Below are 5,536 nucleotides of genomic sequence, written 5' to 3' on the forward strand. Positions count from 1 at the left end.
GGACATCCAGCGCACGTCGGAACTGGTCGCCGAGATCTCGGCGGCCTGCCGCGAGCAGAACGCCGGGGCCGAACAGATCAACCAGGCCATCCAGCAGCTCGACCAGGTGACCCAGCAGAACGCGGCGGCCGCCAACGAGATGTCGGCCACCGCCGAGCAGCTTTCCGCCGAGGCCGGCCGCCTCAACGACCGCGCCGGCTTCTTCCGCCTCGATGACGGCCGCCGCGCGGCGGGCAAGCCCGCGACCGGCGGCGCGCGCGACGTGCGTGCGCTGCAGGCCAAGGTCGGCAAGTTCGCCGCCACGCGCCCGGCGCCAGCCGGCAAGCCCACCGCCCGGACCTCTTCGAAGAACGGGTTCGACCTCGACCTCGGCTCGGAGGCCCAGGACGGCGGCTTCGAGAGGATGAGCGCATGAGCTTCGGCGCCGACTTCTCCGACGATCCCGCCGGCGCCGACGCGCCGGGGGAGGAGGCCGCGCGGGAGATCCTGACCTTCCGCCTGGGATCCGAAACCTTCGGCATCCGCGTCGCCCATGTACGCGAGGTCCTCGACTACAAGCCGATCGCGCGCATCTCCAACGCCCCGCCGCTTCTCATCGGCATGATCGACGTGCGCGGCAGCGGGGTGCCGGTCGTGGACCTCAAATCCAAGCTGCGCATGCGCGGCTTCGACGACGGGGAGCCCACCGGCGACAGCCGCATCGTGGTCCTCGACTTCGAGGCGGGGGGCGCGCGGCGCACGGTGGCCGTGATCGCCGACACCGTCCACGAGGTGACCGAGTTCGCCGAAGAGGACGTCGAGCCCGCGCCGCAGTTCGGCGAGGACTGGAACTCCTCCTTCATGACCGGCCTCGGTCGGCGCGGAGACACGTTCCTGACGCTTCTCGACATTCCCAGGCTCTTCGAGGCCGAGCGCTTCGAATTTTCCTGACCGCTCCCGCAGACGCCCGGCGCACCGGGCGCCTCCAACCATCCAGCCCGCCGCGAACCCGGAACACCATGGCACGTCCCGCGATCCAACAGCCCATCCGGCCAGCCGGCAACGCCCACGCGGCGAGCCTCGACATGGCCACCTTCCGCGAGCTGGCGCGACTGGTGGACGAGAGCTGCGGCATCGTCCTGACCGACGCCAAGCGCGTCATGCTGGAAACCCGGCTGCGCCGGCGCCTGGCCGCCAACGGCATGGACGACTTCCGCGCCTATCTCGCGCTCCTGCGCGCGCCGGAGGCGAAGGCGGGGGAGCTTCAGGCCTTCACCGACTGCGTGGTCACCAACGAGACCTCGTTCTTCCGCGAGCCGCCGCATTTCGAGTATCTGACCCCCGACATGCTGAAACGCCTGGCCGAGGGCGGGCGCGATCGCTCGCTGCGGATCTGGTCCGCCGCCTCGTCGAGCGGACAGGAGGCCTACAGCCTCGCCATGATCGCCGACGACGCGTCCGGCGGCGGCCAGTCCTTTCCCTGGTCGGTGACCGCGACGGACATCTCGGTGCGCATGCTGAACGCCGTTCGCGAGGGCGTCTACGGCGCGGACGCCACGCGCAGCGTGCCGGCCCGGCTGCGCGCGAAGTACCTGACGCCGGTCGGTCACGGCGCCGACCAGCAGATGAGCGTCACCCCCGACCTGCGGCGCAACGTCCGCCTCGGGCAGATCAACCTGATGCACGGCGAGTACCGGCCGGGCCAGGTGATGGACATGATCTTCTGCCGCAACGTCCTCATCTACTTCCAGCCCGACGTGCAGCTGGCGGTGATCGGCAAGCTCCTGCGCCACCTGCGGCCCGGCGGCCTCCTGTTTCTCGGCCATGCCGAGTCCATCCGCTCCACCCGCCTGCCGCTGCGGCTGATCCGCAGCAACATCTACGAACGGGTCGAGTGAGGCCATGAAGTCCATCAAGGTCCTCATCGTCGACGACAGCGCCAGCGTGCGCACGATCCTGACGGAGATCCTCAACGCCGAAGCCGACATCGAGGTCATCGCCACCGCCTCCAACCCGTATTTCGCGGCCGAGCGGATGCGCGAGGCGGTGCCCGACGTCATCGTCTGCGACATCGAGATGCCGCGCATGGACGGCATCACCTTCGTGCAGAAGCTGATGAGCCAGCGGCCGATCCCGGTGGTGATCTGCTCGTCGCTGGCCGAGGCCGGCTCGAAGATGGCGCTGCAGGCGCTGGAGGCGGGAGCGGTGGAGATCATCACCAAGCCGCGCGTCGGCACGCCGCAGTTCCTGATGGAGGCCAAGACGCGGATCTGCGACGCCGTGCGCGCCGCGTCCAAGGCGAAGGTCGTGGCCCGCACGCCCACGATGGACGTCCAGAAGAAGCTGACCGCCGATGCCGTCCTGCCGCCCGTCTCGGGCCGGCCGATCGAGCGCACCACCGACAAGGTCGTCGTGATCGGCGCCTCGACCGGGGGCACGGAGGCGCTGCGCAAGCTCCTCGAGGCGCTTCCCGAAAATTCGCCGGGCGTCGTGATCGTGCAGCACATGCCCGCAGGCTTCACCAGCGCCTTCGCGCGGCGCCTCGACAGCCTGTGCCGCATGGAGGTGCGCGAGGCGGTGACGGGCGACCGGGTGGTGCCGGGCCTGGCGCTGATCGCGCCGGGCAACCACCATCTCCTCCTTCAGCGCTCGGGCGCCCAGTACCACGTGGAGGTGCGCGACGGCCCGCTCGTCACGCGCCACCGCCCCTCGGTCGACGTCCTGTTTCGCTCGGCGGCGCGCGCGGCGGGCGCCAACGCGCTCGGCGTCATCCTGACGGGCATGGGCGACGACGGCGCCAAGGGCATGCTGGAATTGCGCGGCACGGGCGCGCACACGCTCGGCCAGGACGAGGGAACCTGCGTCGTCTACGGCATGCCCAAGGAAGCCATGCGGGTCGGCGCGGTGGAGACGGAACTGCCGCTCGACCGCATCCCGGCCGAAATCCTCCGGTTCGCAGCCGATCCCTCCATCAAGCCCGCGGCGGTCAAGCGATGATGACGCTTCAAGACACCCTGTCGAACGCGACGGACGACCTCGGCCTCGGGCTGGAGCGGCAGGACGAGTTCGAACGCCTCGCCACCGGGCTGACCCACTGGACCACGGCCAGCGAAAGCGTCTTCCTGGAGGCGGGCGAGCGCCTGCGCACGGCGCATGGGCGGATCGCGGGCGTGCGCGAGGGCATCGCGCGTGCGACGGAGATCTTCACCCAGCCTGTGATGGCCGAGGCGCGTGGCTGCCTCGTCGAGGCGGCTGCCAGCGTCGAGACGGTGTGGCGGCTGACGGCCGAGCGCCGCGAGCGGATCGGCGAGCTGAACGCGGCCGTGGAAAGCGCGCGCGCCGGATCGACGGCGCTGAAGACCGTGTTCCGGGTCCTCGACTACATCGTGGTGATCGCAAGGGCCCAGGTCGAGAGCATGAAGGGCGCCGAGGTGGACCTCGTGTCCTTCTCGCGCACCGTGGACGATCTCGTCACCTCCGGCACCGCGGTCGCCCAGTCGATCGACGAGCGGATGGGCTCGCTTCGCGCCGCCCTCCAGGAAAGCCGCACCATCGTGGCGCGCGCCGTCACCTCGACCGACGAACGCGATCTCGCGCAAGGGTTCCAGGCGCTGATCGACCGGATCGCCGAGCAGCAGAGCGCGGCGGCGGCCAAGCGCGACGAGGCGCAGCGCGCCTTCACCGCCGTCTGGCAGGCGATCGCCGGCGCCGTGATGGGGCTTCAGGCGCACGACATGGCCCGCCAGCGCCTCGAGCACACGGTGCACAATTTCGGCCTCGTCGGCCCGCTCGGCCGCGACGGGACCCTTGGCGAGGGGGAGGCGCCGATCGCGCCCCTGTACCGCCGCGCCGCCGTCCGCCGCGTCGCGCGGCTGGAAATGGCCCAGCTCGACGACCTCGCCGCGACCTACGGCGCGCTGATGGACAAGCTGGCGCTGGATCTCGCCGCGATCGCCGACCGGCTGGACGATTGCGGCGGGGTTCTGGAAAGCCTGCGCTCGCCGGGTGCGGAAGAGGGCGGGATGGCGGCGCTGGAAGCTGGGGCCTCGCGCCTGCGCGCCTCCATGGAGGCCGGCGGCGAAGCGCGCCGGGCCTTGGCCGCCAGCCTGTCGCGCAGCGTCGAGCGCACCGCGCATCTGATCGAGATGACCGACCAGATGACGGGCCTCGAGTTCCATCTCAACCTCGCCGGCCTCAACGCCGCGATCCAGGCCGCCCATGTCGAGGGCGGCGACGAGACGATCGGCTACATCGCCCGCGTGATCCGCGAGCAGTCCTCGCAGGCCCGCGGCGAGGTCGACGCGATCCGCCAGGGAACCGAACGGGCGGCCGGCGCGACGCGCGATCTGTCCGGCCGGCTCCTGCCGGAGATCGCCGACGCCGAGGCGTCGGTGGACCGCCATCTCACCACGGCCTGCACCAGTCTCGGCACCGCCGAGGCCGACAGCTGCCGGGCGCTGACGGCGAGCGCGGAAGCCGCCGACGGCATGGGAAACGAGATCCGCTCGGTGCTGCGGATGATGGCCCTCCACGAGGAGGGAACGCGGATGATGCTGGCGCTGTCGGCGGCCATCGGCTCACTGGTGTCGGGTCCCGTGGACCTCGAACTGCCGGCGGAAGAGGCCGCGCGGCTCGATGCGGTCCTCTGCGCGCGCTACACGATGAAGGAGGAGCGCAGCGTCTTCGCCGCGGCGCTCGGATCGCCCGGACCGGCCGAATCCTCAGACATGCCCGCTGCCGCCGCACCCGCGGACGACGATTTCGACGACATCCTGTTCTGATCCGTTGCCCCCCGGCGCCTCGTCGCCGGGAGGACCGATGTCCCGGCCGCTACCAGCCCGGCGCCACGGCCCGGGGCGGCGCGACGAGGGCGCTGCGCGGGGCAGGGTCCGCGGGCGGCCAGGCCAGCCCGTCGAACCCGTCGCCGCCGCGCCGCAGCAGCGGATTGCCGAACGGATCGGCCGCCGCAACGCCCGCCCAGCGCGCCGAGAACGTGTCGATCTCGCGCGCGAGGCCGGGCGGGAGGGGCCATGCGGGCATGTCGCGCGCGCCGGCATGCACGAGGCGTGCATCGGGCGTCACGACGACCCGGCGCCCCAGCGCCTGGAGCTTCAGCGCATAGTCGGCGGCGAAGAGATGGCGCGGGAACAGGACCGCATCGAAGCCGCCGAGAGCCAGGAAGTCCGCACGGCGCGTCGCGAGCGCCTGCGGGCCGACGGCGGCGACCTGATGGGCGACGAGAAGCATGTCGCCATGGCCGGGATCCTCCGCGCCGCGCCCGGCGTAGCGGGGGCGCGGCATCGCGCCGAGGCCGAGGGCGAGCCCAGCCTCCACGACGTCGCCCGTCCGGCCCACGAGGATTGGCGCGACGAGTCCCGTGCCGGGATCGGCGAGACGTCCCAGAAGCTCCTCCAGCCAGCGGTCGTCGCAGGGGGAGAGGCCAGCCTCGAGAAGACATAGGGTGTCGGCGGAGAGGTGGCCGGCGGCCTCGTTGAGGCGGCGCGCCGTCGAGCGCCCGGCGGGCGCCAGCCGCACCTCGACGCCGCCGAGCCGGAGG

4 protein-coding genes and 2 pseudogenes are annotated in these 5,536 nt (G+C 71.9%); 5 read left to right on the top strand and 1 reads right to left on the bottom strand.

Annotated features, from left to right (window positions below):
• From AUL34_RS21625 to AUL34_RS21645, 5 genes and pseudogenes are all read left to right on the top strand, one after another.
• Positions 1 to 415, top strand: a pseudogene (locus AUL34_RS21625) (methyl-accepting chemotaxis protein); the annotation flags it as partial.
• Positions 412 to 930 carry a chemotaxis protein CheW gene (locus AUL34_RS21630; RefSeq protein ID WP_061938825.1) on the top strand — a complete coding sequence of 173 codons (519 nt, stop codon included), beginning with the start codon at positions 412 to 414 and terminating at the stop codon, positions 928 to 930. The pseudogene AUL34_RS21625 and the gene AUL34_RS21630, both read left to right, overlap by 4 nt.
• Positions 931 to 998: 68 nt before the next feature.
• Positions 999 to 1,877, top strand: a complete 879-nt coding sequence (locus AUL34_RS21635) for a protein-glutamate O-methyltransferase CheR (protein ID WP_061938828.1) — start codon at positions 999 to 1,001, stop codon at positions 1,875 to 1,877.
• A 4-nt stretch (positions 1,878 to 1,881) separates the two neighbouring features.
• Positions 1,882 to 2,976, top strand: coding sequence for a chemotaxis response regulator protein-glutamate methylesterase (locus AUL34_RS21640; protein ID WP_061938831.1), 1,095 nt, complete (start codon positions 1,882 to 1,884; stop codon positions 2,974 to 2,976).
• Positions 2,973 to 4,760: a hypothetical protein gene (locus AUL34_RS21645; RefSeq protein WP_061938834.1), complete on the top strand. Its 1,788-nt coding sequence runs from the start codon at positions 2,973 to 2,975 to the stop codon at positions 4,758 to 4,760. The genes AUL34_RS21640 and AUL34_RS21645 overlap by 4 nt, the downstream gene beginning before the upstream one ends.
• 49 nt (positions 4,761 to 4,809) lie before the next feature.
• Here the strand turns inward: AUL34_RS21645 and AUL34_RS22705 are convergent.
• A pseudogene (locus AUL34_RS22705) lies at positions 4,810 to 5,536 on the bottom strand (glycosyl transferase); the annotation flags it as partial.

It is taken from the genome of Aureimonas sp. AU22 (assembly GCF_001463745.1).
In the GTDB taxonomy this organism is placed as follows: Bacteria; Pseudomonadota; Alphaproteobacteria; order Rhizobiales; family Rhizobiaceae; genus Aureimonas.

What these genes read in the sequence shown, in the direction of transcription:
- AUL34_RS21635 (WP_061938828.1), top strand. Translation starts at nt 999, where the DNA reads ATGGCACGTCCCGCGATCCAACAGCCCATCCGGCCAGCCGGCAACGCC.
- AUL34_RS21630 (WP_061938825.1), top strand. Translation starts at nt 412, where the DNA reads ATGAGCTTCGGCGCCGACTTCTCCGACGATCCCGCCGGCGCCGACGCG.
- AUL34_RS21640 (WP_061938831.1), top strand. Translation starts at nt 1,882, where the DNA reads ATGAAGTCCATCAAGGTCCTCATCGTCGACGACAGCGCCAGCGTGCGC.
- AUL34_RS21645 (WP_061938834.1), top strand. Translation starts at nt 2,973, where the DNA reads ATGATGACGCTTCAAGACACCCTGTCGAACGCGACGGACGACCTCGGC.